Annotated in this window: 21 protein-coding genes and 2 pseudogenes; 19 read left to right on the top strand and 4 right to left on the bottom strand. The window is 70.7% G+C overall.

Annotated features, from left to right (window positions below; translation table 11 throughout):
• The first annotated feature begins 98 nt into the window (after positions 1 to 98).
• Positions 99 to 1211, top strand: coding sequence for a MerR family transcriptional regulator (locus AWQ71_RS02945; RefSeq protein WP_067126278.1), 1113 nt, complete (start codon positions 99 to 101; stop codon positions 1209 to 1211).
• On the top strand, positions 1208 to 2566 hold the full coding sequence (locus tag AWQ71_RS02950; protein WP_084258420.1) for an MFS transporter: 1359 nt from the start codon (positions 1208 to 1210) through the stop codon (positions 2564 to 2566). The genes AWQ71_RS02945 and AWQ71_RS02950 overlap by 4 nt, the downstream gene beginning before the upstream one ends.
• Before the next feature lie 30 nt (positions 2567 to 2596).
• Here the strand turns inward: AWQ71_RS02950 and AWQ71_RS02955 are convergent, their stop codons facing one another.
• Entirely contained in the window at positions 2597 to 3445 is an 849-nt protein-coding gene (locus AWQ71_RS02955) for a maleylpyruvate isomerase family mycothiol-dependent enzyme (protein ID WP_067126284.1), read from the bottom strand.
• Positions 3446 to 3734: 289 nt separating this feature from the next.
• Here AWQ71_RS02955 and AWQ71_RS02960 point away from each other — a divergent pair, with 289 nt between their 5' ends.
• From AWQ71_RS02960 to AWQ71_RS44845, 4 genes and pseudogenes are all read left to right on the top strand, one after another.
• Positions 3735 to 4082 (top strand): ArsR/SmtB family transcription factor, encoded by a 348-nt coding sequence (locus tag AWQ71_RS02960; RefSeq protein ID WP_067126287.1) that lies wholly within the window; start codon positions 3735 to 3737, stop codon positions 4080 to 4082.
• Entirely contained in the window at positions 4079 to 5791 is a 1713-nt protein-coding gene (locus tag AWQ71_RS02965; RefSeq protein ID WP_174550666.1) for a SulP family inorganic anion transporter, read from the top strand. The genes AWQ71_RS02960 and AWQ71_RS02965 overlap by 4 nt, the downstream gene beginning before the upstream one ends.
• Before the next feature lie 349 nt (positions 5792 to 6140).
• Positions 6141 to 6326 (top strand): annotated as a pseudogene (locus AWQ71_RS44840) (histidine kinase dimerization/phospho-acceptor domain-containing protein); the annotation flags it as partial.
• Between the two features lie 15 nt (positions 6327 to 6341).
• Positions 6342 to 6812, top strand: coding sequence for a sensor histidine kinase (locus AWQ71_RS44845; RefSeq protein WP_439650358.1), 471 nt, complete (start codon positions 6342 to 6344; stop codon positions 6810 to 6812).
• Between the two features lie 18 nt (positions 6813 to 6830).
• Here the strand turns inward: AWQ71_RS44845 and AWQ71_RS02975 are convergent, their stop codons facing one another.
• Positions 6831 to 8684, bottom strand: coding sequence for a sensor histidine kinase (locus AWQ71_RS02975; protein WP_084258423.1), 1854 nt, complete (start codon positions 8682 to 8684; stop codon positions 6831 to 6833).
• A 147-nt stretch (positions 8685 to 8831) separates the two neighbouring features.
• On the opposite strand from AWQ71_RS02975, the gene AWQ71_RS02980 reads away from it, so the two are divergent.
• Positions 8832 to 9491, top strand: a complete 660-nt coding sequence (locus AWQ71_RS02980; protein WP_067126293.1) for a response regulator transcription factor — start codon at positions 8832 to 8834, stop codon at positions 9489 to 9491.
• 18 nt (positions 9492 to 9509) lie between these two features.
• Here the strand turns inward: AWQ71_RS02980 and AWQ71_RS02985 are convergent, their stop codons facing one another.
• The gene (locus tag AWQ71_RS02985; protein WP_218001621.1) at positions 9510 to 9890 is read right to left on the bottom strand and encodes a response regulator; all 381 of its coding nucleotides are present in this window, start codon (positions 9888 to 9890) and stop codon (positions 9510 to 9512) included.
• A 192-nt stretch (positions 9891 to 10082) separates the two neighbouring features.
• Between AWQ71_RS02985 and AWQ71_RS02990 the strand changes: the two genes are divergently transcribed.
• The 9 genes and pseudogenes from AWQ71_RS02990 to istB all read left to right on the top strand — a co-directional run bounded on the left by AWQ71_RS02990 (position 10083) and on the right by istB (position 17966).
• Positions 10083 to 11249: an alpha/beta fold hydrolase gene (locus tag AWQ71_RS02990; protein ID WP_067126299.1), complete on the top strand. Its 1167-nt coding sequence runs from the start codon at positions 10083 to 10085 to the stop codon at positions 11247 to 11249.
• A 5-nt stretch (positions 11250 to 11254) separates the two neighbouring features.
• Positions 11255 to 11449 (top strand): DUF5999 family protein, encoded by a 195-nt coding sequence (locus tag AWQ71_RS02995; RefSeq protein ID WP_067127488.1) that lies wholly within the window; start codon positions 11255 to 11257, stop codon positions 11447 to 11449.
• 4 nt (positions 11450 to 11453) lie between these two features.
• Positions 11454 to 11882 carry an ATP-binding protein gene (locus tag AWQ71_RS03000; RefSeq protein WP_067126302.1) on the top strand — a complete coding sequence of 143 codons (429 nt, stop codon included), beginning with the start codon at positions 11454 to 11456 and terminating at the stop codon, positions 11880 to 11882.
• Positions 11883 to 12119: 237 nt separating this feature from the next.
• A complete protein-coding gene (locus AWQ71_RS03005; protein ID WP_218001622.1) occupies positions 12120 to 13166 on the top strand; it encodes an NAD(P)/FAD-dependent oxidoreductase in 1047 nt (348 codons plus the stop codon).
• Between the two features lie 5 nt (positions 13167 to 13171).
• The gene (locus tag AWQ71_RS42510; protein ID WP_169806506.1) at positions 13172 to 13336 is read left to right on the top strand and encodes a thioredoxin family protein; all 165 of its coding nucleotides are present in this window, start codon (positions 13172 to 13174) and stop codon (positions 13334 to 13336) included.
• Positions 13337 to 13483: 147 nt separating this feature from the next.
• The gene (gene dxr, locus AWQ71_RS03010) at positions 13484 to 14686 is read left to right on the top strand and encodes a 1-deoxy-D-xylulose-5-phosphate reductoisomerase (protein WP_067126308.1); all 1203 of its coding nucleotides are present in this window, start codon (positions 13484 to 13486) and stop codon (positions 14684 to 14686) included.
• Between the two features lie 226 nt (positions 14687 to 14912).
• Positions 14913 to 15368 carry an NUDIX domain-containing protein gene (locus tag AWQ71_RS03015; RefSeq protein ID WP_067126311.1) on the top strand — a complete coding sequence of 152 codons (456 nt, stop codon included), beginning with the start codon at positions 14913 to 14915 and terminating at the stop codon, positions 15366 to 15368.
• Positions 15369 to 15541: 173 nt separating this feature from the next.
• Positions 15542 to 17184 (top strand): annotated as a pseudogene (gene istA, locus AWQ71_RS44850) (IS21 family transposase).
• Positions 17181 to 17966, top strand: coding sequence for an IS21-like element helper ATPase IstB (gene istB, locus AWQ71_RS03025; protein WP_067126315.1), 786 nt, complete (start codon positions 17181 to 17183; stop codon positions 17964 to 17966). The pseudogene istA and the gene istB overlap by 4 nt, the downstream one beginning before the upstream one ends.
• A 133-nt stretch (positions 17967 to 18099) precedes the next feature.
• On the opposite strand, the gene AWQ71_RS03030 is transcribed toward istB, so the two are convergent.
• On the bottom strand, positions 18100 to 18588 hold the full coding sequence (locus AWQ71_RS03030; RefSeq protein ID WP_067126318.1) for a DUF1579 family protein: 489 nt from the start codon (positions 18586 to 18588) through the stop codon (positions 18100 to 18102).
• An 87-nt stretch (positions 18589 to 18675) separates the two neighbouring features.
• Here AWQ71_RS03030 and AWQ71_RS03035 point away from each other — a divergent pair, with 87 nt between their 5' ends.
• From AWQ71_RS03035 to AWQ71_RS03045, 3 genes are all read left to right on the top strand, one after another.
• Positions 18676 to 19014 carry an ArsR/SmtB family transcription factor gene (locus tag AWQ71_RS03035; RefSeq protein ID WP_067126321.1) on the top strand — a complete coding sequence of 113 codons (339 nt, stop codon included), beginning with the start codon at positions 18676 to 18678 and terminating at the stop codon, positions 19012 to 19014.
• Positions 19011 to 19436 (top strand): SRPBCC family protein, encoded by a 426-nt coding sequence (locus tag AWQ71_RS03040; RefSeq protein ID WP_169806507.1) that lies wholly within the window; start codon positions 19011 to 19013, stop codon positions 19434 to 19436. The genes AWQ71_RS03035 and AWQ71_RS03040 overlap by 4 nt, the downstream gene beginning before the upstream one ends.
• Positions 19437 to 20043: 607 nt before the next feature.
• A complete protein-coding gene (locus tag AWQ71_RS03045) occupies positions 20044 to 20907 on the top strand; it encodes an LLM class flavin-dependent oxidoreductase (RefSeq protein ID WP_067126327.1) in 864 nt (287 codons plus the stop codon).
• Positions 20908 to 20980: the final 73 nt, after the last annotated feature.

Genomic DNA, 20980 nt, shown 5'->3' on the forward strand with positions numbered 1-20980 from the left:
CGGCCGACGCCGGGAACACGGCGGCGTGTTGACCTTCCCCCTGGGTGAAGCAGCAGCATCGTCCGTACCGGCCACGGCGGCCGGGACGAGGAGGAGCGGTGCGGCTGCTGACAATCGGGGCGTTCGCTCGGGCAGCCCGGCTGTCGCCGAAGGCGTTGCGGCTGTATGACGAACTCGGGTTGCTGCGCCCGGCCGCGGTGGACGGAGAGTCCGGATACCGGTTCTACGATCCGGCGCAGCTGGAGCGGGCCCGGCTGATCGCCTGGCTGCGGCGGCTGGGCATGCCGTTGGCCCGCATCCGGCAGGTGTGCGACCTGCCGGCGAGCGCGGCGGCCGAAGAGATCGCCCGCTACTGGGAGCAGGTGCTGGCCGAGACCGCCGCCCGCGGGCAGTTGGCCACGTTCCTCGTCGACTACCTGTCGGGAAGAGGAAGCACCGTGGAAGAGACGGCGACCGTACTGGGGATTCGCTACGCCGCCCGGTCAGAGTCGGGACTGGTGCGCACGAGCAACGAAGACACCGCGTACGCCGGCCCCCGGCTGCTGGCGGTGGCCGACGGGGTCCGCGGCCCGGCCGGGGACCTCGCGAGCGCGGCGGCCGTCGACGCGCTCAAACCGCTGGAGACCATGGCCGTCCCGGCCGAGGACCTGCTGGGCGCTCTCTCCGACGCGGTCGGCGAAGCCGACCGGATGATCGGGGAAATCGCCGCGTCGACACCGTCGGGTGAGGCGGTCACCACGTTGACCGCACTGCTGTGGTCGGGTTCCCGGCTGGCGCTGGTGCACATCGGTGACACCCGGGCCTACCTCGTACGGGACGGGGAACTGTTCCAGATCACCCATGACCACACTTACGTCCAGTCGTTGGTCGACGAGGGCCGGCTGACCGAGGAGGAAGCGGCCTCGCATCCGCGACGCTCGCTGCTCGCGCGAGCGCTGACCGGTACCGGCGGGGCCCGGCCGCACCTGTCGCTGCACGAGGCCGCGGCCGGTGACCGGTACCTGCTGTGTTCCGACGGCCTGTCCGCCGTCGTCCCCGCCGGATCGCTGCGCGAGGTGCTGACCGGGCCCGCCGCACCCCAGCACGTGCTCGACGAACTGGTCGCGCGGGCGTACGCCGCGGGCGCCCCCGACAACATCGCCTGCGTCGTCGCCGACGTGGTGAGCCTGGAGGCGCCGGCCGCGGCCAGGCCCGCGGGCACCGGGCGGTGAGCGCGTCGAAAGTCCGGTCACTCGGCGCCTACGCGGTGGACCGCCGCCCGCTGGCCGTCGCGGCCTTCCGGCGATTGTGGGCGGCGTCGGCGGTCTGCGCGGTGGGCGGTTCGTTCAGCGTGGTCGCCGTGCCGACGCAGCTGTACACGGTGACCGGCTCCTCGGCGGTCGTGGGCGCGGCGGCGGCGTCGTCGTTCGCCGCGCTGGTCGTGGCGGCGTTGTGGATCGGCGCGCTCGCCGATCTCATGGACCGGCGAAGAGTGCTACTGGCGGCCAACTGCGGCCTCGCGTTCACGTACGCGGCCTTGTGGGCCCAGGCCGTGCTCGGCGGGCGGTCCGTCCCGGTCGTGATGCTGTTGGTCGCCTGCCAGGGCCTGTCCTTCGCGGCGATCATGACCACGATGGGCGCGGTGGTGCCCCGCCTCGTCCCCGTCGAGCTGCTACCGGCCGCGAACAGCCTGAGCTCGCTGACCCGCTACGCCGGGTCGATCGTCGGACCGGCGCTGGCCGGGGTCCTGATCCCGATAGTCGGGCTCGACACGCTGTACCTGTTCGATGCCGTCGCGCTGATGGCCGTTGTGTGGGCGGTCGCCAAGCTGCCGCCACTTCCGCCGCTTCCACCGCTGCCGGCGCAGCCGCACCCGGCCGGATCATCGCGCGATCCGGCCGCGCGGCACCGTCGGCGTCGCCCCACGATCAGCCAGGTAGTGGCCAGTTTCCGGTACTTCGCGGCCAGCCGGCTGCTGGTGGCGGTGCTCGCGGTGGACCTCGCGGCGATGGTCTTCGGCATGCCGACGGCCCTGTTTCCGGAACTCGCCCAGCACACCTATGGCGGACCCGCCGGAGGCGGCCTGGAGCTGGGACTGCTCTACGCCGCCTATCCGGCCGGGGTCGTCGCAGCCGGGCTGTTGTCGGGCACGTTCACTCGCGCCCGACGCCACGGTGCGCTCATGGCGGGGGCGGCCGCCGCCTGGGGCATAACCGTCGTGTTCCTCGGACTGGCCGCACAGCTGTGGATCGCACTGGCGGCGCTCGTCCTCGGCGGTGCGGTCAACTTCGTGCTGAGCACCTTCCGCAACGCCATCACGCAGGCACACACCCACGACGCCATGCGCGGCCGGATCCAGGGATCGCTCACCGTCGTCCTCTTCGGTGGCCCGCACATCGCGAACCTGCTGCACGGGGCCGCCACGTCACTCCTCGATCCCCGAGTGGTGATCTGCGCCGGTGGGCTGCTCACAACGGCGACCGTGGCGGCGATCGTCTGGGCGGTGCCGGAGCTGCGGAACCACATCGCCCGGTCCGCGACCTCCGCCCCGCCGAGAGCCGCTGTCCCGGCCCGGTCGCGCGAATGACCCCCGAAGATCAAGCGCTCGATCGCCTGTTCAGCGGCTGTCGCCGTTCTCCGCGACGACCGCGAGCAGGGTCGTCATGGCGGCGGTGAGCTCCGGATCGCCGCTCGGCTCCGAGCGCCGGCGGGCCTCCTCGACGGTGATGCCTCGGGTCGCGAGTCGCCAGAAGGTGTCCTGGCCCATCGAGACGCGCGCGGCCGGTTCGTCTCCCGGCGTCGCCATCCGCCACCGGCCGCCCTGCCACGCCGCGCTCCATCGGCCGCCCGCCGTCCCGAGCACCTCCAGGTGCGCGGCGGTGCCCTCCGGACGGTCGTGCCCTCGCAGGGCGTACGGCAAGGCGCGGGCGAAGATGTCCAGGACGGGCGCCATGAGTTCCGGCTCGGTCGCGCCGGGACGCGCGACGGCGTCGCGCACCTGCTGCTGGTGGCTCCAGAATTCGGTGTATTCGCGTCCGATGTCCAGCCAGGCGGGGCTGTCGACGTCCGTCGCCGCCCAGGACACGTTCAGGCCGGCGGGCGCCTCCGGATCGTGTGCGGCCCAGACGGTGTCCAGGCGCGGTCCCAGGTGCTCCAGCAGCTCGATCAGCAGCTGTGGGCTGAGCTGGCGAGTCGCCCGGACGAACTCCTCGTTGGTACGCGCGAGATAGGTGGGAAGCGTCTCGCCGTCGCCGAAGACGGCGCCGCCGTATCCGTCCCGGCTGCCGGACAGGCGCCGCATGTAGTCGTTGAGCACATGGCCGGCGACGTCGTGCACATCCCAGCCCGGGCAGACCGTCGGCCTGGCCCAGTCGGCCGGATCCAGGGCGCGCAGCAGGTCGAGCATGGCCCGTCGTTCGCGGGGGAACAGGGGGCGTACGTCGATGACCGGGCCGAAGATCGTCATCACATCACCCTATTGACCGCCGTGCGCGGTCGGCATCCCGATATTGCCCGGCGAGGTTCCGTCGCCACCGGCCCCTGTGTGCGGAGCATGCGGTGCGCCGATGTATCGTAATTGCGAAAATGCGCAATTGCATTCTGTCGCTTATGCGATAACGGGACCACGGGAGTGACGTGATCAGGGCATTCGCCGGCGTGGCCGGGCAGGAGCCGCCCGCGAGGACGCAGGGTGCGGCACGGCCGCGCCCCGGCAGGGACGGCGGCGCGGGGCCGGCCGGTAAGGCGGACGTGTGATGTCGGTGCCGCTGTACGAGGCCAAGGCGGAGCTGTTCCGGCTGCTGGGCCACCCGGTGCGGATCCGGGTGCTGGAGTTGCTCCAGGACGGGCCGACGTCGGTGCGCGAGCTGCTGGCCGCGATCGAGGTGGAGCCGACCGGGCTGTCGCAGCACCTGGCCGTGCTGCGCCGTTCGAGCATGGTCACCGCGCAGCGCGAGGGCAACACCATGGTGTACGCCCTGGCCGGCGGGCGGGTGGCCGAGCTGCTGCGCGCCGCCCGCGTCCTCCTCACCGAGAAGCTGACGGGACAGAACGAGCTGCTCAGCGAGCTGCTGGCGGACGAAGCGAACAGCGGCGTCTCATGAGCACGCTGATGTCGGCGAGCCGGGCCCGCCTGCGTTCGCTGCTGCCCGAGCGGGCCGAGATCGCCGCCTACGCCCGCCGTCCGCGCCGCGACCTGCTGGCCGGGCTGACCGTGGCGATCGTGGCGCTGCCGCTGGCGCTCGGGTTCGGCATCTCGTCCGGGCTGGGCGCGGCCGCCGGGCTGGCCACGGCGGTGGTCGCGGGGGCGATCGCCGCGGTCTTCGGCGGCTCGGGGCTGCAGGTGACCGGGCCGACCGGCGCGATGACGGTGGTGCTGGTGCCGATCATGCACGCGCACGGCGCCTCCGGCGTGCTGACGGTCGGCGTACTGGCCGGGCTGCTGCTGGTCGCGCTGGCGCTGGCGCGCGCGGGCAAGTACATGGCGTTGGTCCCGGCCCCGGTGGTGGAGGGGTTCACCCTCGGCATCGCCTGCGTGATCGGCCTGCAGCAGATCCCCGGCGCGCTCGGCGTGCCCGCCTCCCACAGCGACAAGGTCACCGTGGTGGCCTGGCAGGCCGCCCGCGACTTCCTCGCCCATCCGAACTGGTGGCCGCCGGCCATCGCCGTCGCGGTGGCCGCGCTGATGCTCGCGGGCGCGCGGCTGCGCCCGACCGTGCCCTTCTCCCTGCTGGCCGTGGCCGCCGCCACCGTGGGCGCCGAGCTGGCCGGCCTGGACGTGCCCCGCATCGGCGAGCTGCCCGCCGGTCTGCCCGCGCCGTCCCTGGCGTTCCTCGACGTCTCCGCCCTCGGCTCGCTGCTCGCCCCCGCCGTCGCCGTGGCCGCGCTGGCCGCGCTGGAGTCACTGCTGTCGGCCGCCGTCGCGGACGGCATGAGCGTCAACCACAAGCACGACCCCGACCGGGAGCTGTTCGGGCAGGGCCTGGCCAACCTTGTCGCGCCGCTGTTCGGCGGTGTGCCCGCCACCGGCGCCATCGCCCGTACGGCGGTGAACGTCCGGTCCGGGGCCCAGTCGCGGCTGGCCGCGCTGGCCCACGCCGCGATCCTCGCGGTGATCGTGTTCACCGCTTCGGGGCTGGTCGCCAAGATCCCGCTGGCCGCGCTGGCCGGCGTGCTGCTGGCCACCGCCTTCCGCATGGTCGAGGCCGGTTCGGTCAAGGCGATGCTCCGCTCCACCCGCGGCGACGCCGTCGTCCTGGTGCTGACCGGGCTGGCCACCGTCGCGCTCGACCTGGTCCAGGCCGTCATCCTCGGCCTGATCGTGGCCGGGGCGCTCGCGCTCCGGGCCATCGCGCGGAACGTCCGCCTGGACGCCGTGCCGCTGCGCCCCGACCTGCCCGGCGACCACACCGACGAGGAGCACGCCCTGCTCGCCGAGCACATCGTCGCCTACCGCCTGGACGGGCCGCTGTTCTTCGCCGCCGCCCACCGCTTCCTGCTGGAGCTCTCCGACGTCGCCGACGTGTCGGTGGTCATCCTGCGCATGTCCCGGGTCACCGCCATCGACGCCAGCGGCGCCCTCGTTCTCGGCGACGCCATCACCCGGCTGCGACGGCGCGGCATCACCGTCTACATCTCCGGCATCAGAGACGGCCACCACCAGCCCCTGCACGCGCTGGGCGTGATCGCCGACCTCGACCGGGCCGGCCACGTCTTCGCCACCACGCCCGAGGCCATCGCCGCCGCCCGCGACCACCTCCATCGGACCGGCGTGCTGCCCGCGGCTCTCGAGCCGGACGTGGTGGGGGAGTAGGCGGTCCCGGCATACCGGCTGGCGGTAATGCCGGGAACCCTGCTGGCATGGGGGTGGAAATGGTGGCTACCCGCACAGACAGCGCGCCGAAGGGACGTCATCGTTAAAGAAAGGCACTCCTCGGCTCTCCGGACCACGGACGAGCAGGCCCGGACGGTGCCTCTCCTGGACGTGACAAGAACTCTGGATGGGCGTCATGTGTCAGCGCGACCCGAGACCCGTCCCCGTCGGCGGGGTGAACGGCACGTCGGTGGCCGCTCCGGCCCCCGACCGGAACTCCCGTCCGTCCTCGGCCGTGAACGGCGCGACGTCGGACGAGGCGGAGAGCCTCCGGAAAAGGATCGACCGGATGCTCGCCCAGCAGCGGCAGTTCGTGTCCGACGCCGCACATGAGCTGCTCACCCCGATCGCGGGCCTCCGTACGCAGCTCGAGGAGGCCCAGCTCCACCCGGACACGACGGAGCTGGACAAGCTCCTCGGCCGCGCGTTGCGGGACGTGGACCGCCTCCAGGCGATCGTCTCCGATCTTCTCGTGCTGGCCAAGGTCGGGATGCGAGCGTCCGGTGAGCCGGCCCGGGTGGATCTGGCGGAGCTGGTCGAGACCGAGATCGCCACGCGCGCCGACCCGCTGCCGGTGCTGCCGCGGCTCACGCCGGGAACGACGGTCGAGGTCGTCTGCCACGAGGTCCGGCGACTCGTCGCCAATCTCCTTGATAACGCGCAGCGGCACGGCAAGCACGTGCTCCAGGTCGAGGTGCGCGAGGACGGCGGCCACGCCGAGCTGGTCGTGGCCGACGACGGGTGCGGCATCCCCCCGGCCGAGCGTGCGTGGATCTTCGAACGGTTCGCCCGGCTGGACACGGCCCGCAGCCGGAGCCACGGGGGCGCCGGGCTGGGCCTCGCCATCGTCCGGGACATCGCCGAGGCCCACGGCGGGACCGTCACGGTCGAGGAGTCGGCGTCGGGCGGCGCGCGGTTCGTCGTCCGCCTGCCGCTCGCCGACCGTCTCGACGTCCCATGAACACGGGCGTGGCGGCCGTCAGCCGGTGCCGAGGGGGATCGTCGCGGTCAGCGTGGTGCCCTGACCGGCGGGGCTGGCGATCTCCAGCGTGCCGTCGAGCGCCTGGACGCGGTCGCTGAGGCCGATGAGCCCGGAGCCGACGCGGGTGTCCGCTCCGCCGACCCCGTCGTCGCGGACCGAGATCGTGACGCGCGCGTCGTCCACGTCCACCTCGACCCGGGCCATGGACGCCTGGGCGTGCTTGGCCACGTTCGTCAGCGCCTCCGACACCACGTAGTAGGCGGCCACCTCGACCCGCTCCGGCAGCCGCCGGTCGGCGCGTACGTCGAGCTCGACGGGGACGGGGGAGCGGCGCGCGAGCATCTTCAACGCGGGCCCCAGACCCCCCTTGGAGAGGATCGCCGGGTGGATGCCCCGGGACAGCTCCCGCAGGTCCTCCAGCACGAGGGTCAGCCCGTCGACGGCGCTGGACAGCCGCTGCCTCAGCTCGACCAGATCCTCCGGCACGCCGGACTCCATGGTCCGCAGTTCCAGCCCGAGTGAGACGAGACGTTGCTGGGCCCCGTCGTGCAGGTCGCGTTCGATGCGGTGCCGGGTCTCGTCGGAGGCCGCGACGACGCGGGAGCGGGAGGCGGCGAGCTCGTCGCGGGCCTGGGCGTTGGAGATCGCGGTCGCGATGAGCTCGGTGAACTCGCGCATGTGCTCCTCGTCGGCCTGCGACGGGGGCTCCGGGGCGCGGGAGAGGGTGATCACGACGCCCCACAGCCGCGCCTCGACCACGATGGGGCTGCCGACCGCGGAGACGATCCGCTGCGTGAGGGCCCACTCGGCCAGCTCCCCGTCCGGGTTGTCGTACCTCGTCATCCGGCTCGGGCGCCGGGTCTTCCGTACCAGGCCGGAGACGCTGTGCTCCCTGACCGGCCAGCGCGAGCCCACAGGCGGCATCGAGCTGGCGGCGCCCTCCTTGCTCCACCAGCTCACCAGGACGATCGTGCCGTCGGGCTCGTAGCGTTCGATCACCGTGTAGTCCGCCCGCAGGAGGAGGCCGGTCTCGCAGGCGACGGCGTCGAGGATGTCCGTCGGCGGGACTCCGCGCGCGACCAGCGTCGCGACCCGGCGCAGCGCGGCCTGCACTTCGGCGATCCGGCGTAGTTGGTCGCGGCTCGTCTCCAGCGCCTGGCTGATCGCCTCGCGGTCGCGGGCCGCGTGCAGGAGCGCCTCGAGGGACGGTACGACACGCTCGCGCAGGCGGCGCATGGTCGTGTCGGGCAGGCCGTCGGGGACCAGGAGCGTGCCGAGCCTGGTGGCGCCCTCGACCAGCGGCAGCGCCGTGCGCTCCCCGTCGCCCGGAACCGCGTCGACCTCGATCGTCAGGAACGGCAGGCCGAGCCCCTTGGCCAGGCGCTGGGAGGCGGCCGGTAGTGCCGATCGCACGCGCTCGGTGCGCATGAGAAGCCGGGACATCTTGGCGTCGGTGTCGGCCTCCCGGCGCCGATTGTCCGCCTCGATGACGAGGGAGCGCATCAGCGCCGCGGCCCAGCCGGCCAGCAGGGCGACGACGATGAAGATGATGAGCGCGATCCACGACCAGCTGCTGAAGAGCGTGATCGTGTACTCAGGGGGAAGGTGGAAATAGTCGAACGCGAAACCGCTGACCACGGCGGTGACGACGCCCAGCCGCAGCCCCCAGAGGTACGAGACCACGAGAACGCCGAGTAGGTAAACTACCCCCAGAGAGCTGCCCGGTGCCCACCTCTCCAGCGGGTCGGTCAGGAAGGTCTCCGCCGCTACGAACAAGGCGCTGACGATGACGCCCCACAGGACGGGCAGGCGCGTCGGGCGTAGCAGCAACGACATCAGCCGCGCACGCATGCCTCCACGTTACTCCGTACGAACCCGGAGGCGTGTTCGATGTCGACGCAGGTCAGAGCGCCCGTGGCCGGCCGGTACGGCACGGCGTTCCGTCCCCTGCGGCGTGTCCCGTGGCGCGGCCGACCGACGTGAAACGGCGGCGATGAGGTGGACGAGGAACGGACGCGGGTGGTCCTGGCGGACGACGACGTCCTGTTGCGGGAGGGGCTGGCGAGCCTCCTGGAGCGGTCGGGGTTCGAGGTCGTCGGCCAGGCGGGGAACGCCGACGAGCTGCTCGCCCTCGTCCGCGAACACCGCCCGGTGCTGGCCGTCGTCGACATCCGGATGCCCCCCACGCACACGACCGAGGGGCTCGACGCGGCCCGCGTGATCCGCGAGGAGTTCCCGGAGACGAGCGTCCTCATGCTGTCGGCGCACGTCGAGGTCGACCAGGCCATGGAACTGCTCGCCGCCGGGCACCAGGTCGGCTACCTGCTCAAGAGCCGGGTCACCGCCGTGACCGAATTCGTCGAGACGCTCGAACGGATCGCCCACGGAGGCTCGGTCGTCGATCCCGCCCTGGTGACGGAGCTCATCACCGCGCGGCGCAGACACGACCCGCTGGAGCTGCTGACCGACCGCGAGCGCGAGGTGCTCGCCCTGATGGCGGAGGGGCGCTCCAACGCGGGCATCGCGCACAAGCTCTGGATCACCGAGGGCACCGTCGAGAAGCACGTGCGCAGCATCATGTCCCGGATGCGGTTGCCGGAGACGGAGGACGACCACCGCCGTGTCCTCGCGGTGCTCGCCTTCCTGGAGTCGCGCTAGCGCCGGGAACCCCCGGGTTCACGCCCCTTCGCCGACGGCCTCGCGCAGGATCGAGCCGATCGCCCAGCCCGACAGGTTCGGCTTCGCGAGGAACGCGACAGCCGGGCTGGCCGCGATCATCTCCGCGAAATCCGCCTCGTCGTACGTCGAGATCAGGATGACGTACGGCGGACCGCCGGCCGTCACGTCCGTGAGCAGCCGGGCCAGATCGAACCCGCTCTCCTCGCCGAGGTCGATGTCGACCAGCACGCAGTCCGGCCGGAGCTCGCCGGTCTGGCGCAGCGCTTCGGCCATGGTGGACGCGACACCGACCACGGCGATGCCATCCGCTTCGAGCAACCGGCGGGCGGCCTCCTTGAAGTGATCGCTGTCGTCCACGATGAGGCATCTCAACGACACGTCTCCAGGGTCGCAGCCGGTCGCCGCCTCGTCATTGCAGCTAGCAGGAAAGCCGGTATGGCCGCAGGCATGCCCGCAAGATGGCGGCTGCCCGCGCAGACATCGGGGACTTACGGCGCGATCGTGGGAGGCGAAAGCAGGTTATCGATGACATCGCCCAGGAGCCCGATTGACGAGCGGAGGGAGGCGGCAATGTTCAGAGATCGCCCCCATGGACCGTCGTCGGACGGGTACGACGGCACCACCATCCGCGGGCTCGGTCCCCGGGGGGACCGGACCTCTGCCCGGACCTCTGAGCTGGCCTCTGAGCCGGCCTCTGAGCTGGCTTCTGGCCTGGCCTCTGAGCTGGCCGAGGCGCTGCCGAACGCCGTGACGGATGTTCCGCGCGACTCCCGAGACGCGGCCCCGGCCGCCCGAACGGCGCGCACCGTCGCGGCCGACGACGGCCTGGAGCTGTACGTGGAGGTCGGCGGCCGCGCCGACGCCGAGCTGACCATGGTCTTCTGCCATGGCCTGGCGCTCCACCTTGACTGCTGGAGCGACCAGCGGACCGCGTTCGCCGACCAGGCCCGGCTCGTCCTGTACGACCAGCGCGGGCACGGCCGGTCGGGTCGCGGCCCCGCCGGATCGGCGACCATCACCCAGCTCGGCCGGGACCTGTACCGGGTCCTGGAAGAGGTCGTCCCGTCCGGGCCGGTGGTCCTGATCGGACACTCGATGGGCGGTATGGCGATCATGGCGCTGGCCGAGGCGCACCCGGACCTGTTCCGGGACCGCGTCGCCGGGGTCGCGCTGATGGCGACCTCGGCGGGCGGGCTGGACCACGTCACGCTGGGGCTGCCCGCGTACGGCGCGCGGCTGCTGCAGCCGTTCGTCCCCGGACTGCTCAAGGTGCTGGCGGGGACATCGATCATGGGCGGGCACGGGCACCGCGCCGTCGCCGACCTCCTGCACCTGCTGGTGCGGCGGTACTCGTTCGCGTCGAACGTGTCGCCCGCGGTGTGGGCGGCCGCCGTCCGGATCATCGACTCCATTCCGATCGAGGTGATCGGGGACTTCTACGCGACGCTGCTGGCGCACGACGGGCGGGCCGCCCTGGCGGTGCTGCGGAACGTGCCCACGCTGATCCTGGTCGGCGGGGACGACATGGTCACGCCGGTCGAGCACAGCGAGGCGATCGCGTACACGCTGCCGGGCGCCGCTCTCGTCGTCCTCCCGCGAACCGGCCACAACCTGATGCTAGAAAGGCCGCGCACCGTCAACTTCTCGCTCGGGGAGTTGCTGCGCCGGGCCGCCCGGCCGCCGGCCTTCCATGAATTCTCCGGCTCCGGCTTCGCCGGTGTCGGACGAGCGAGGTGACTGATATGTGCCGGCACATCCCGCCGTGCCCGTCCGCGGATGCTCCCGATCACTGCGCCGCCTGCCTCGTGGCCTTCCACCCCGAGCAGGGCTGGGGTCTGCTCTGCAACGGCGTCGTGGTCTTCGAGGACACCGGCGAGCTGCTGCCCGATGGGCGCAGCGTCCCCGCACACAGGGCTTCCTATGCTCGGGCCGCGTGATCACATGCGGCTGCCGGGCCATTGCGGGTACGCCGGAGCCGCCCACACCGCCACGGCGACGCGCGACCGGCACGCCTCGTGGATCCTCCCGCGCGACCTGTCCTCGACGCCCGCCGCGCGGCGACTCGTCCGCGCCCAGCTCGCCGCCTGGGGGTACGGCGAGCACAGCGAGCTCGCGGAACTCCTGGTGAGCGAGCTGATCGCCAACGCGCTGCGCCACGGCGCGGGAGAGCCGGTCGTCACGCTCTCCGCCTCGGGCGGCGTCCTGCGCTGCGAGGTCGCCGACGCGAGCCCCGCGCTTCCCCAGGTGCAGCACATGCCCGAGGAGGAGGAGTGCGGGCGTGGGCTGCTCCTCGTCGAGGCCCTGTCCCGCGACTGGGGCGTCGAGCGTACGGGCGCGGGCAAGGCCGTCTGGTTCGAGCTGGACGTCTGATTCTGGAGAGCCAAGACCGGACAGCCGAGCCTGGAGAGCTGAGAGGACGAGCGGAGATGCAGAGGATCAGGAAGGCCAAGGGCAGAAAGTCCACCGCGGCCCCGCTGGACCTGCGGACACCCGGCGGGCGGCGGCTGCCGTACTGAGGCGGGCCGCCACGACAGCGTTCCCAGAATTGGCAACAAAGGTTGGCACTTCCGGGCCGGCGGCCGCAGCCTATGGGCGGAGGTGGTCGCCGTGAGCGATACGAAGAACGCGGCATCGAACGATTCCGGATACGACGTGGTGGTGGTCGGCGGGGGCGCGGCCGGGCTGAGCGCCGCCCTGGTGCTCGCCCGGGCTCGCCGCCGGGTTGCGGTGGTGGATGCCGGGAGCCCGCGCAACGCCCCGGCCTCCCACATGCAGGGCTTCCTGTCCCGGGACGGGATGCCTCCGGCGGCCCTGCTGGAGGTGGGCCGGGCCGAGGTGGCCGGATACGGCGTGGACGTGATCGAGGGCCGGGCCGACCACATCGACCACATTGACCACATTGTCGACGTTGGCCACATCGAGCACGGTTTCCAGGTGCACCTGGCGGGCGGCCCGGCGCTCCCGGCACGGCGGGTCGTGGTGGCCACCGGGCTGCGCGACGAGCTGCCGGACATCCCCGGGGTGCGTGAGCGGTGGGGCAGGGACGTACTGCACTGCCCGTACTGCCACGGCTACGAGGTCGGTGACGAGCCGATCGGGGTGCTGGGCACCCACCCGGAAGGGGTGCGGCACGCGATGCTGCTGCGGCAGTGGTCGGCCGACATCGTCTTCTTCCCGCACACCATGGACCTGACCGGCGACGAGCGCGAGCGGCTGGCCGCGCGCGGGGTGCGGGTCGTCGACGGCCCGGTCAAGCGGCTGGTGGTGGACGACGACCGGCTGCGCGGCGTCGAGCTGGCCGAGGGCAGCGTGGTGCCTCGCGGCGCGGTGTTCGTCTTCCCGCGCATGGTGCCCCACGACGACCTGCTGACCGGCCTCGGGTGCGCCCGGGACGAGAGCGGCCAGCTGATCACCGACCCATCGGGCCGTACGAGCGTCCCCGGTGTGTGGGCCGTGGGCAACGTCGCCGACCGGCGGGCACAGGTGATCACCGCGGCCGGTATGGCGTCGGCGGCCGCGATCGCCGTCAACCACGACCTGGTGGAGGAGGAGATCGCGCGGGACGTCGAGAACCACCGCGTCGCGGAGGCGGCGTCCCCGGCCTTCCCTCGGCCGCTCGCCGACGTCGTCGCGCCCGGCGGACACGCGGGCTGAGCCACGTGGTCAAGGTCGACATCGAGCAGGAGCCAGAGCTGGCGGCCCGGCACGGTGTCACCGCCGTCCCCGCCTTCGTCGTCTACTCCGGCGGCGAGACCAAGGGGTCGTGGGTCGGTGCCGCGCCAAAGCAGGTGCTGGAGCAGAAGCTCGCCGCCTGCCTGCGCTGACCCCTCACCGGCCCGGGCCCTCTCACAGGCCCGGCTCTCCCGCTGGCCCCCGCCCTCTCACCGGCCCCGGGCCTTGGCCCCCTCTCATTGGTAGGCTGGGCAGGGCTGGTCTCCGCCTGCCAAGGCAGCGCCGCTAGCATTCCGATCATGGCCTCTGCCTTCCATGAACCTCGCAACCTGGTCCTTCTTGGGTCGACGGGATCCGTCGGCACGCAGGCGATCGACGTGATCGAGCGCAATCGCGATCGCTTCCGGGTCGCGGCGATCTCGGCCGGAGGCGGCAACCTGCAACTGCTCGCCCGGCAGGCGCTGGCCCTGGGCGTGGAGTGCGTGGGCATCGCGGCTGATCGCGCGACGGAGTTCGAGGAGGTGTTCCGGGCGGAGGCCGGGCGCCGGGGCGCGGTGGGTGCTCGGCTGCCGCAGGTGGTGTGCGGGCCGCGAGCCTCCGCCGAACTCGCCGCACTGCCCTGTGACGCGGTGCTCAACGGCATCACCGGCTCCATCGGCCTGGCCCCCACCCTGGCGGCCCTGGAGACCGGCAGTCGGCTGATCCTCGCGAACAAGGAGTCCTTGATCGTGGGCGGGCCGTTGGTGAAGAAGCAGGCCGCACCCGGTCAGATCCTGCCCGTGGACTCGGAGCACTCCGCGCTCTTCCAGTGCCTCCAGGGCGGCAGGAGCGAGGACGTGCGCCGTCTGGTGGTGACCGCCAGCGGCGGCCCGTTCCGCGGGCGCAGCCGTGCGGAGATGGCCGAGGTCACCCCCGGCCAAGCGCTCGCCCATCCGGTATGGGACATGGGACCGGTCAACACGATCAACAGCGCGAACCTGGTGAACAAGGGCCTGGAGGTCATCGAGGCCCATCTGCTGTTCGACATCCCCTTCGACCGGATCGACGTGGTGGTCCACCCGCAGGTGATGGTCCACTCGATGGTCGAGTTCCGCGACGGCTCCACCCTCGCCCAGGTCGCGCCGCCGGACATGCGGATGGCGCTGGCCCTGGGCATGAGCTGGCCGGAACGGGTGGCCGACGCCGCTCCCGCGTGCGACTGGTCACAGGCATCCACCTGGGAGTTCCTGCCCGTCGACCACGACGCGTTCCCCGGTCTGAGCCTGGCATGCGCGGCAGGGGCGGCGGGCGGGACCATGCCTGCGGTGTTCAACGCGGCCAATGAGGAGTGCGTCGCCGCCTTCCTCGCCGGCGGCCTGCCGTTCCTCGGGATCATCGACATCGTGGAGCGCGTGATGAACGAGCACGATCAGCTCGCCGCCGACGCGATGACCATGGAAGCGGTGCTGGCGACCGAGCACTGGGCCCGGCAGCGAGCCAGAGAGCTGACCGGCCGAGCTTGAAAAGTAGAGAGGTCAATCAGCCGCGTGCCAAGACCCCGCCGGATGTTCCGGGCGGAGTCTTGGCAGCTGGATCCCGGAGACCTGCAGCCCATTGGCGAGGGACATCAGCTCGGCGGCGTTGCGTGCTGGCCGCTTGAGTTCGTGCACGGGAGGGCCTGTTGCGAAAGTCGATCTTGATGGCGTTAGGGTTCCGCCTGACGTGGTTCGGTGCAGGGGGATGGGGTCTGTGAACACCCAGGTAAGAACCCGCATTTCGGCGTATGCAATCGCTGTGGAAGAGGATCGACTGCTGTTGGGTCGGTTGTCGGATGCTTCTCCCGTCTTCATGCCAGGTCTGTGGCACTTGCCTGGTGGGGGGATCGATCCAGGCGAACAGCCTGTCGAGGCACTGGCCCGCGAACTCTTGGAAGAAACGGGCCTTGAACTGATCGAGGCTCACCTGCTCGACGCGAGGACATACTCGGCCCAGAGAAACGGCGTGAGCTGGAGCCTGACAGCATTGTTTTACGCGGTAGCTCTCAAGGGAGGGACGCCGACGGTGACCGAGGCCAATGGCTCTACCGAGGCGGCAGTGTGGGTCCCTCTCGCCGACGTGCAAGACAACACAGTGCTGTCGCCAGCGGCTGCCGACGCACTGCTCATGCTGGACCGCGCCGAGGTGACGTTCACAGCCACTCATTGAGGACTGCGATCAGCACGGTCGCTTCGTTGGCTCTGTAGGTGAATTTAAGAGCCGAATGTCGGTCAGTGGCTCTGTGGCGCTCGGTGGGGGTGGAGCCGTGTTAGCGAATTCCAGAGCCACCTGAGGGTTAGCGGTGCGAGTATCGAAGCGTTACTCCGTGTGAGGAGACGCTGGTGACACACCCCCAGTCCAAGGTGGAGGTATTCGCGGCGATTCGCCGGGATTCTCGTGCGGGGCTGTCGGGTCGGCAGATCGCGATCAAGTATCGGGTCAGCCGGAACACGGTGGCTGAGGCGTTGCGTCAGCCGTGGCCGGAGCCGAGGAAGAAGATGGCGCCGCGGGCGAGTCGGCTGGATGAGTTCAAACCATTGATCGACGAGATGCTGCGGGCCGATCTGGATGCGCCGCGCAAGCAGCGGCACACGGCGAAGCGGATCTTCGCACGGCTGGTGGACGAGCACCAGGCGATGGAAATCTCGTATCAGATCGTCCGCACCTATGTCGCTCACCGGCGGGGCGAGATCCGGGTCGAGGCAGGCCGGGGTCCGCCGGAGGCGTTCATCCCGCAGTCGCATCTGCCGGGAGTCGAGGCCGAGGTCGACTTCGGGGACGTGACGGTCCGGATCGCGGGCGAGCAGGTGAAGTGCTTCCTGTTCTCGTTCCGATTGTCGTATTCGGGCAAGGCGGTCCACCGGGTGCTGGCCACCGGAGGGCAGGGCATTCTTCGAGGGACACGTCCATGCTTTCAGGGTGCTGGGCGGAGTCCCGACGGGCAAGGTCCGCTACGACAACCTCAAGGCCGCGGTCTCCGCGGTGCTGGGGTTCACCCGGGCCCGGACGGAGTCCGCCCGCTGGACGGCGTTTCGCGAGCACTACGGGGTCGAGGCGTTCTACTGCCAGCCGGGGATCAAGGGCGCCCACGAGAAGGGCGGGGTCGAGGGCGACATCGGCTGGTTCCGCCGCAACCACCTGGTCCCGATTCCAGAGGTCGGCTCGCTGGATGAGCTGAACGAGATGATCGACCGTTGGGACGAGGCCGACGAGGGACGGCGGATTGGGGCGCGGGCCAGGACCGTCGGCGAGTACCTCGCGATCGAGCGGCCGCTGCTGCGGACGGTCTCGCAGGGGCCGTTCGAGACCGGGCTGCTGCTCCCGGTCCGGGTCGATCGCTACAGCCAGATCACCGTCCGGACGAACCGTTACTCGGTCCCGGCCCGGTTCATCGGCCGCCAGCTGCGGGTGATGCTGCACGCCTCCCACCTGATCGTCTATGACGGGCAGCAGGTCGTCGCCGAGCACGATCGGTTGTTCGCCAAGGGCGGTCGGCGCCTGGAGCTGGACCACTATCTGGAGGTCCTGATCCGCAAGCCCGGCGCGCTGCCGGGCGCGACCGCTCTGGAGCAGGCGCGGGCCGCAGGCAAGTTCACCCCGGTTCACGACACTTGGTGGGCGGCGGCTTGCAAGGCCCACGGCGACCGCGACGGCACCCGCGCGCTGATCGAAGTGCTGCTCCTGGCCCGTCATCTCCCCACCGAGCATCTGGTCACCGGCCTGGCCGCCGCGCTGCGGGCCGGCGCCCTCACCGCCGACGCCGGTCGCCCTGGAGGCCCGCAAAGCCGCTGAGGAAGACCAACAAGCCGCTCCCGAGCCCGCCCAGCACGACAACCACGAGGCAACGGTGACGTTCCTGACCGAACGGCGCCTGGCCCAGCTTCCCCGCGACACCCGGCCGCTGCCCTCGGTGACGGCCTATGACCAGCTCCTCAAACGCGCCCGGCCGCCCGGCGAGCGCCCAGCCCAAGGAGAAACACCATGAGCGTCCCCCACCGCGGCATGACCGAACAGGCCGCCCAGGCCTCCATCGACCAGGCCTGCCGGATGCTCCGCCTGCCCAGCATCCGCACCGCCTTTCCTGAATTGGCCGAGCAGGCGGCCCGCGAGCAGATGTCCTACCTGGGATTCCTCGCCGAACTCCTACTGACCGAATGCGACGACCGCGCTCGCCGCCGCTCTGAACGCCGCATCAAGGCCGCCCAGATTCCCCGCGACAAGTCCCTGCGCGCCCTCGCCTTCGACGCCAACCCGGGCATCGACCCCGCCACCATCCACACGCTCGCCACTTGCGAATGGGTGAAAAGGGGCCAGCCCCTCTGCCTGATCGGCGACTCCGGCACCGGCAAGTCCCACCTGCTCATCGCCCTCGGGACCGAGGCCGCGATGAAGGGCTACCGGGTCCGCTACGCCCTTGCTACCAAGCTCGTGAACGAACTCGTCGAGGCCGCCGACGAGAAGGTCCTCGCCAAGACCGTCGCCCGCTACGGACGCGTCGACCTGCTCTGCATCGACGAACTCGGCTACATGGAACTCGACCGACACGGCGCCGAGCTCCTCTTCCAGGTCCTCACAGAACGCGAAGAGAAGAACAGCGTCGCCATCGCCAGCAACGAGTCCTTCTCCGGCTGGACCCGCACCTTCACCGACCCGCGCCTCTGCGCCGCGATCGTCGACCGGCTCACCTTCGCCGGCAACATCATCGAGACCGGCACCGACTCCTACCGTCTTGCCCAGACCCGAGCCAGAGCCGAGCAAGCCAGCTGACCACACTTGTCGGCGTACACCTCCATGTGCAAAGGCGCGTACGGATAGACGCGCATAGCATGATGGTGTTGTAGTGCCTCCACCAGGAACGGCGAGGCGAGCTCGACGGTGAGGCTTCTGATCTGCGAGGGATTCAGCGGCCAGGGATGGCGCTGGGGCTGGAAGCCCTCGTGAAGCTCATGTCCATCCAGTGCCGCCAGTTTGAGCCGTTGTCAGTGCGCTCCCATTCGGCCGTCATGGAGTCGCCGTCTTCGGCGATCACCAGCGTCGCCCGCTCCATCTCACCGGCGAACGTCCAGACACCCTCGTCGTCGACGCTTGCCCGCATGGTGACGAAGTTGCCGTGATTGTCGAAGGAGCGCATGGGGTAGGTCCGGCTCGCTGGATCGTAGGGCCCGATCATCTCGATGACCTCGACGTGCTCCTCATTCATGCGCACGTCCACACGGTGAATGAGGAAGTGCTCGCCCGCCAGCCACTCGTAGGTGTCCGACCCGGTGATGCGGATCACCGGGTCGGTCGCGGTGGCCGCTATACGCCCCTGCGAATGCCAACGGCCAACCAGCGCAGTCAGGCACTGGTTCTCCGATCGCGGGGCACAGGTGTTGTCGTCTCCTGACATAGCGGATCCTCGTCATCGATAGAGTGTAAGATATTGCTTAAACTCTTACATGCTGTCCCGGCAGTGCGCAAACGAAGGCGGTGGCCCATGGACGACGCGCTTCGCGCTGTGGCGGACCCGACCCGCCGCGCCATCCTCGTCCTGGTGCGGGATCGCGAAGTATCGGCAGGCGAGATCGCCGAGCGCTTTCCCGAAATCAGTCGCCCTGCGGTATCCCAGCATCTGCGAACGCTGACAGCAGCCCGCCTCGTCGACGTCCGCCGCGCAGGCAATCGCCGCTTCTATCGGCTACGTCCGGAGGGACTGGCCGAAGCGGTGACGTTCCTGGAGACAATGTGGTCCACCTCGCTCAGCCGCCTCCAGCACGAAGCCGAGCGAGAAGAACGCGCGCACACTGATGACCAGGACGTGAAGGGATCGTTGTGAGCAAGACGATTGAGCAGACGTTGCACATCCGTGCGCGTCCCGAGACGGTCTGGCAGTTCTTCACCGACCCGGCACGCCTGGCGCAATGGTGGGGAACGGCCGAGCTGGACGCCCGCCCCGGTGGCACCTTGCAGGTTGCGATGCACGAGGGCCCACGCCCGGTGATGCGCGGACGATTCGTGGAGCTCGTGCCGTACGAACGTCTCGTCTTCACCTTCGGCTGGGAGGCCACACCAGGAGCGCCCGACATGGCACCAGAGGCATCCCGAGTCGAAGTCACCCTGACCCCGGACGGTGATGGCACCGAGCTCACCCTGCGCCACAGTGGTCTGCCCGCCGTACTCGAAGAGGAGACCAGCGACGGCTGGGCGCACCTGCTCCATCGTCTGGACGAAACGGCAGAACGCCAGGAACTCCACTGAACCTGGTCGAACATACGCGTACGTCGCACCCCTGCTGCCGCCTCACGAACCCTGGCCGCCGTCAAAGCCACATCACCGCCACCGGCTAACCGTCCTCGGGCTGTGCACGTTTACGCGTACTCGCCTCCGCAGCGGGAGGTGTACGCCGACAACACTCACACAGCGTCACGAGAGCCATGCCCCAGGCCCACTGGCATGGCTCTCTTTTTCACTAACACTCCAAGGCAGTTGATCAGCAAGTGGCTCTCAAACCGACCGACACATGGCTCTCGGATCCACCTTCATAGCCACTTCGTAGCGTACGGCCAATTTGTCGCACCTCGTGGCCACGGCGCGATGGCGCTTGAGGGATTGATCCCGCACTCGTGCTGCCCATGCTGAGCGGCTCGGGCGAACGCCGTGGCGTTGGCCGGCCATGCGCGCTCGTCCCAACCGGCGCCCGTACGGCTCGGGGTCGACTCGCTGAGCGTCGCTGCGAACACTTCCTCCGGCGCGGAGGTACGGCATCGCGGACGTCGGCCGGACCGGAAGGAAGGGGGCCCGACAGGAAGGGGACTGGCGGGGAAGGGGACTGGCGGGGAGGGAAGCAGGAAAAGGGGGGAACGTCATGAAAGTGGGACTCGGTCTGCCCATCGCGGACCCCGGCTCGCTGTCGGCCTGGGTGCGCCGTGCTGAGGACGGTCCGTTCACGACTCTGGCGATGCTGGACCGCCTCGTGTACCACAACCCCGAGCCGCTGGTCACGTTGGCCGCCGTCGCCGGAGCGACCTCGCGGATCCGCGTGATGACCGAGGTGCTGATCGCCCCGACACGGGAGACGCCCCTGCTGGCCAAGCAGGCCGCGACACTCGACCGGATCTCCGGCGGCCGGTTCACGCTCGGCATAGGGGTGGGCGTGAGGGAGGACGACTTCCGGGCGGCGGGCGTCGACTACCGGCGTCGCGGTCGCCGTCTCGACGAGCAGATGGCGGTCCTGCGGCGTGTCTGGGCGGGCGAGCCATACGGCGGGGACAGCGGGGACATCGGCCCCATCGGGCCCGCGCCCGTGCGGCCCGGTGGCCCCGAGGTGCTGTTCGGCGGGTTCGTCCCGGCCACAGCCGAGCGCGTCGCGCGATGGGGAGACGGGTTCCTGGGCGCGATGTTCTCGCCCGAGGAGATGGGCCGGTTCTTCCGCACTGTGGAGAGGGCGTGGCAGGAGGCGGGACGTTCCGGCGGTCCTCGGCTGGTGGCCCAGGCCAACGTGGCGCTCGGTCCGGACCGGGTGGTGGATGAGGCCCGGCAGGCCGTCCGGGCGTACTACACCTTCGCGGAGTACCGGGACCGCGTCGCCGACGGGATGCTGACCACCCCGGAGGCGGTCCTGCGAGCCGTGAGCGCGTTCGGCGACATCGGCGCCGACGAGGTCATGTTGTACTGCTGGTCCGCTGACGCGGGCCAGGTCGACCGCGTCGCCGAGGTGCTCCACCGCTGATCCGGCCGGCGTTCACCGGGCCCGTCGCCGCGCACGCGGACGATCGGGAGCCGTCGCCGTCTGCCAGAATCTG

The sequence above is a fragment of the Microtetraspora malaysiensis genome (genome assembly GCF_001528665.1).
Taxonomy (GTDB): domain Bacteria; phylum Actinomycetota; class Actinomycetes; order Streptosporangiales; family Streptosporangiaceae; genus Microtetraspora_A; species Microtetraspora_A malaysiensis.

Excerpts from the sequence above, each read along its gene's own strand:
- AWQ71_RS02955 (WP_067126284.1), bottom strand. The coding sequence starts at position 3,445 with ATGACGATCTTCGGCCCGGTCATCGACGTACGCCCCCTGTTCCCCCGC.
- AWQ71_RS02960 (WP_067126287.1), top strand. The coding sequence starts at position 3,735 with ATGTCGGTGCCGCTGTACGAGGCCAAGGCGGAGCTGTTCCGGCTGCTG.
- AWQ71_RS02965 (WP_174550666.1), top strand. The coding sequence starts at position 4,079 with ATGAGCACGCTGATGTCGGCGAGCCGGGCCCGCCTGCGTTCGCTGCTG.
- AWQ71_RS44845 (WP_439650358.1), top strand. The coding sequence starts at position 6,342 with ATGCGAGCGTCCGGTGAGCCGGCCCGGGTGGATCTGGCGGAGCTGGTC.
- AWQ71_RS02975 (WP_084258423.1), bottom strand. The coding sequence starts at position 8,684 with ATGCGTGCGCGGCTGATGTCGTTGCTGCTACGCCCGACGCGCCTGCCC.
- AWQ71_RS02990 (WP_067126299.1), top strand. The coding sequence starts at position 10,083 with ATGTTCAGAGATCGCCCCCATGGACCGTCGTCGGACGGGTACGACGGC.
- AWQ71_RS02995 (WP_067127488.1), top strand. The coding sequence starts at position 11,255 with ATGTGCCGGCACATCCCGCCGTGCCCGTCCGCGGATGCTCCCGATCAC.
- AWQ71_RS03000 (WP_067126302.1), top strand. The coding sequence starts at position 11,454 with ATGCGGCTGCCGGGCCATTGCGGGTACGCCGGAGCCGCCCACACCGCC.
- dxr (WP_067126308.1), top strand. The coding sequence starts at position 13,484 with ATGGCCTCTGCCTTCCATGAACCTCGCAACCTGGTCCTTCTTGGGTCG.
- istB (WP_067126315.1), top strand. The coding sequence starts at position 17,181 with ATGAGCGTCCCCCACCGCGGCATGACCGAACAGGCCGCCCAGGCCTCC.
- AWQ71_RS03030 (WP_067126318.1), bottom strand. The coding sequence starts at position 18,588 with ATGTCAGGAGACGACAACACCTGTGCCCCGCGATCGGAGAACCAGTGC.
- AWQ71_RS03035 (WP_067126321.1), top strand. The coding sequence starts at position 18,676 with ATGGACGACGCGCTTCGCGCTGTGGCGGACCCGACCCGCCGCGCCATC.
- AWQ71_RS03045 (WP_067126327.1), top strand. The coding sequence starts at position 20,044 with ATGAAAGTGGGACTCGGTCTGCCCATCGCGGACCCCGGCTCGCTGTCG.